Annotated in this window: 6 protein-coding genes; 2 read left to right on the forward strand and 4 right to left on the reverse strand. The window is 46.1% G+C overall.

The features are described 5' to 3' along the window. A partial coding sequence (locus WCO51_09540) for a hypothetical protein (GenBank protein ID MEI6513501.1) occupies positions 1–337 on the reverse strand: 337 nt, incomplete at its 3' end. Between the two features lie 115 nt (positions 338–452). Here WCO51_09540 and WCO51_09545 point away from each other — a divergent pair. Beyond that, on the forward strand, positions 453–1,244 hold the full coding sequence (locus WCO51_09545) for an alpha/beta hydrolase (protein ID MEI6513502.1): 792 nt from the start codon (positions 453–455) through the stop codon (positions 1,242–1,244). On the opposite strand, the gene WCO51_09550 is transcribed toward WCO51_09545, so the two are convergent. Together WCO51_09550 and WCO51_09555 are read right to left on the reverse strand one after the other, a co-directional pair. After that, positions 1,241–1,450: a DUF167 domain-containing protein gene (locus WCO51_09550; GenBank protein ID MEI6513503.1), complete on the reverse strand. Its 210-nt coding sequence runs from the start codon at positions 1,448–1,450 to the stop codon at positions 1,241–1,243. The genes WCO51_09545 and WCO51_09550 overlap by 4 nt on opposite strands. Positions 1,451–1,463: 13 nt before the next feature. Continuing rightward, a complete protein-coding gene (locus tag WCO51_09555; GenBank protein ID MEI6513504.1) occupies positions 1,464–1,979 on the reverse strand; it encodes a DivIVA domain-containing protein in 516 nt (171 codons plus the stop codon). Between the two features lie 400 nt (positions 1,980–2,379). Between WCO51_09555 and WCO51_09560 the strand changes: the two genes are divergently transcribed. Further along, on the forward strand, positions 2,380–3,288 hold the full coding sequence (locus tag WCO51_09560) for a hypothetical protein (protein MEI6513505.1): 909 nt from the start codon (positions 2,380–2,382) through the stop codon (positions 3,286–3,288). Between the two features lie 86 nt (positions 3,289–3,374). On the opposite strand, the gene ahcY is transcribed toward WCO51_09560, so the two are convergent. After that, complete coding sequence (gene ahcY, locus WCO51_09565; GenBank protein ID MEI6513506.1) at positions 3,375–4,643, reverse strand: adenosylhomocysteinase; 1,269 nt, start codon at positions 4,641–4,643, stop codon at positions 3,375–3,377. Positions 4,644–5,010: the final 367 nt, after the last annotated feature.

Below are 5,010 nucleotides of genomic sequence, written 5' to 3' on the forward strand. Positions count from 1 at the left end.
CAAGATAAGAATGCGATCGTCCGGAAGCAAATTCCGGGCTAATAAGCCTCTGTCCAACAAGAAAGTCACGTTCAGTTTCTAATAAAGAGGCCATGCTATAGGTTTCATGGCGTCCAGAGATAGCTTCACTTAGAGCGCTTTGAAGTAAATTAGATATTTCTCGACGCTGAGCGAGTGTGGCGGAATGAGGAAAGGGAAAGTTGACTAAATTGCGAGCAAAACGCGTTCTTGAACACACCGCTACGTCCCCATCGGGCGCAGCCGCAGTTTGCCAAGCAGGCGTCGGAAAACGCGCTTGAGCTTCGAGAGCAAATCGTTCCCAACCTAATTCCGTCATTTCATCTAAATCATACCCGCGCAGAGCAAGTTCAAAACAGACAAGCTCAATTTTGAATTAATGGTATAAAACCCCATTATTTTGTACAGACAAGTTGGATAGACTATAAGCATCGATGAATAAGAAAATATCTGTTCGACAATATGGAGATGCCCCTTTTAGGGTTGCGGTCATTCATGGCGGGCCGGGAGCGCCCGGAATGATGGCTCCTCTCGCTAAAGAATTAGCTGCTGTGAGAGGTATTCTTGAGCCTCTCCAGAGAGCCTCATCAGTCGAAGGGCAAATTGAGAAGCTAAAAGCACAATTAGAAGCCTATGCGAAATTTCCGGTTATCTTAATCGGCCATTCTTGGGGGGCATGGTTAAGTTATCTAATCGCAGCGCATTATCCCGAGCTTGTAAGCAAACTCATATTGGTCTCCAGTGGACCATTCGAAGCCGAATATACGGAAGGGATGACTGAAACTCGCTTAAGCCGCCTCAGTCCAGATGAACAAGCAGAAGCGCGGACAATCATGAGCGAATTATCTATCCCATCAACAACCAACAAAGACTCACTCATGGCCAGATTAGGCGCTCTTTTTGAAAAAGCCGACACCTACGATCCTCTACCTCTCGAAACAGTAACGGTTGAATGCCAGTATGAAGTCCACACAAAGGTCTGGTTAGAAGCGGCGCGGTTAAGAAAAAGCGGGGTGCTCCTGAAGCTCGGAGAGCGCATTCAAAGCCCGGTTATTGGGATCCACGGAGACTACGATCCTCACCCGGCAGTAGGGGTAGAAAAACCATTATCCGCAATCTTAAGTGATTTCCGCTTTATCTTACTTCAGCGCTGCGGACATGAGCCTTGGGCAGAAAGGCATGCCAGGGATCGCTTCTTCAAAATTCTTAAACAGGAAATCGCCTAAGTTTCGATTTCGAATATTTTATCTCTACTTGTCTGACCAGAGACGAGTGTAATTCTTGATTTGGGAACGTTCAACTTTCGGGAAAGTAGTTCGATGACGGCTTGATTGGCAGCGCCTTCGACAGGTGGGGCTGACACTCTCGCGCGAAATCGTTCTTCTGACTCTTCTTTTAGTTCGTTCCGGTCGGCTCGTGTAGTTACCCTCACTTGCACCCTCCGCTTACTCAACGTTAGTCTCCACCAAGACCGTAGCTGTTTCGGGAGTATCCGGCGGCTCATTTTCGAGCCGTTGAATTCGTTCAAGGAAAGCGCTCAATAAACCTTTGAATTCAATTACGAAATTTATTCGTTCGTTTCGAAGCCGCTCCATATCTTGTTGAAGCCATGCAACCGTATGTTTAGCTTCTTGTTCAGTCTGTAATGCCTTTTGCCGGGCTTCTTCGACAATGAGATCGGCTTCCTTATGAGCATTGGTTCGAGTTTCATCAGCGCTGCGCTGGGCAAGGATTATCGCATCTTTAAGGATATTCTCACTCGCGTGGAAACGGGAAAGTTCATTCTTCGCTAATTCAAGTTCATTTCTGGCGTTCGCGGCCTCTAATAATACGGATTCGTAGTCCTTAATAAATGTTTTGATAAGCGTCTCAACCTGAGAGCACGAATAACCCCTCACTACTCGCTTTAGCTGTTTCATCTCACTTTCAATATCAATAGGTGTCATGCGGCTGTCCACCATAATAGCGCCTCCTGCGTAAACTCTCCTGAAAACACTATAACACTATCCAAGCCGACATGCAAGTAAATAATGAAATAAAGTGGATTGCAAGGGGTCATGGGGTTCTTTCTATCACAAAAAACCATCTAACATGTATATAAAGGCCAGTTTTTACGACTCGATAACTAACGAAGCGTCTGAACCCATGTAGACAGGTTTTGATATACTAGATGCGCCTATTCAGGTAAACATGCACTGCTTTTCCCTCAACGTTGAGGGAAAAGCGTTCAACGGCCCACGTAGATTCGCCCCCTAATTGTTGGGGGGGGTAAAATTCATTGTCTTGCAGGTCGTAGAGTATATGAGATTTGCAGAAAAGGGACAGGTATTGACCGGTCTAAATCCCCACGGGAGGGTATTGATGAAACTAAGTAGGACAGTTCTAATTATCATGCTCTGTCTTTGCATGCTTTTCGTGTGCAGTGGGTGTCGAAAAAGGACTAGCTACTTCTCTCTTGAATATCAATTCACCTCCGGTCAACTTCGCTATGTAAAGGTGAAAACCGAATCGACTTTATCGTCTAAGCCCAATGATTCAGTGCAAATTGCCCCCATCAAGACTAATTGGTTAAGTACTGCTCGAGTAGAGACCGTTATTTTGAACCCAAAGGGTGAAGCGATTTTAAAAATCGTCATGGTAGATGCCAATGCGAAAAGTGACCAGATTAATCTATCTTTTGAACAAGCTCAAAATCCTATTCCGAGCTGGATGCTTATGGTTGATCCCAAAGGTCGGATAATCACCAAGTCGAAAAAAGTAAAAACCGCTAATCCAGTTCACAAAATGCTTGCATATGGGGCTATGACGAATGCTGCAATAGCTTATGCGGTCCCGCTGCCTAAGAAGCCCGTCAAAGTAGGAGATACCTGGCGTGCAGAAACGATTACACCCTTTCAAATGCCCGAAGAGGCTATGGTAAATCCAAACAACCTTCGGATGAAGACGACCTGCACGCTAATTGGGTTAGTCGATTATAAAGGCGCTCCTTCCTATTGCATTCGTGTCAATAAAGAGTTTAGTACTTCACAAGCGAAAAAGGAATTTATTGTTAGAGATACTATTGGTATGGCTTGCAAGGGATATGAAACCACCGATTTTTGGTTAAGTCAGGATAAACTCGAGCCACTAGCATTCCAATCGAAATCAGAGATACATACCCAAGTCATCGCCGGTCCAAAATATATGCAGAACTCTCAATCAAACAAGCTTATAATCAGGACCACTCAAGCTGAAATATCCTCTATTCCACTCACTTTAACTCCCAAATAACAAAACTGGGAGGCCTATAAAGGCCTCCCAGTGAGCTATCTCAACCGTTCACAATGTGGTGTGACCGGCAACTATTACCTATTTTATTAAGTCCCCATATCCCAAGATGCGAGGTACTTTTCTTGCTCGGGGGTAAGGGTATCGATTGATGTGCCTAGAGAAGCCAGCTTTAGTCGGGCTACTTCGTGGTCCAAGTCGATTGGCACGGGATAAACATTATTGCTCAAGTCCTTCGCATTCTTGAGAATATACTCGGCGCTCAATGCTTGGTCGGCAAAGCTCATATCCATAACCGATGCGGGATGACCTTCAGCCGCCGCCAAGTTGATCAATCGGCCTTCGCCCAATAAGTAGAGCTTGCGGCCATCAGTCATAACGAACTCTTCGACAAAATCTCGAACTGTTCGTCGACTTACAGATAACTTCTCAAGCGCAGGAATATCAATCTCGACATTAAAGTGGCCAGAGTTGGCAATAATCGCTCCGGACTTCATAACCTTAAAATGCTCTTCGCGCAATACATGAATATCGCCTGTCAAAGTAACGAACAAGTCGCCCACCTTCGCCGCTTCGGCCATCGGCATCACTCGGTATCCATCCATTAGGGCTTCAATTGCACGGGTTGGGTTCACTTCGGTAACGATAATGTGCCCACCCAGGCCATCAGCGCGACTGGCGACCCCACGACCACACCATCCATAACCGGCTATAACAACGGTACGACCCGCGATTAAAAGGTTGGTGGCTCGGATAATGCCATCCATCGTGCTTTGGCCGGTGCCGTAGCGATTATCAAAAAAGTGTTTGGTTTCAGCATCATTCACGGCAACAATCGGATAACCGAGCGCCCCATCGACAGCCATCGCTTTTAAACGAACTACACCGGTAGTCGTCTCTTCCGTTCCACCGATAATTCCCTGAAGCGCATCTGTTCGCTGGGTATGAAGGGTTGACACGAGGTCAGCGCCGTCATCCATGGTAATGTTCGGCTTTGTATCCAACACGGCATTAATGTGCCTATAGTAGGTGTCGTGATCCTCACCCTTAATAGCGAACGTCGGTATTCCAAAGCGTGTAGATAGCGCTGCGGCGACATCGTCCTGTGTCGATAATGGGTTCGATGCGCACAAGACTACTTCCGCTCCCCCCGCTTTAAGGGCTAGCATTAAGTTTGCTGTTTCGGTAGTGACATGAAGGCACGCCGCAATCCTCGCGCCTTTCAAAGGCTGTTCTTTCTTAAATCTCTCACTTATTAGCTTTAAAACAGGCATTTCCTGTGCTGCCCATTCAATTCGCAACACACCCTGATCCGCCAGTGAAACGTCTTTTACATCAAAATCCTGTACTTGGCTCATAACCATCCTCCTAACAATCTCTAAAACAGAGCTATTATACCTTCTGATTCGGCTGATATTAATTATTAGGATCGTAGTGCATTTCGCAGAAGAAGTCAGAAAGAACTGAAGCAGGATTTGGTGATGAGGCTTAGGGTTAATCTCTTTCAATAATGAAGCTTTAGGAAGAGATTACTTTGGCACAACCAACCCCGCAATGACACGGAAATGACATGTCTTTTGCCTTTAGCCCTGCTTTCTCAGCAAATCAAGAAGATCCGCTATCGGTGGAGGGGGAGGGGTTTCAAGGGAGAGTTGTTCTTCGGTGGTGGGGTGGCGAAATTCTAGTTTATAAGCATGAAGGGCTTGGCCTGATAGGGTGTCGATG

The sequence above is a fragment of the bacterium genome, from assembly GCA_037131655.1.
GTDB lineage: Bacteria > Armatimonadota > Fimbriimonadia > Fimbriimonadales > JBAXQP01 > JBAXQP01.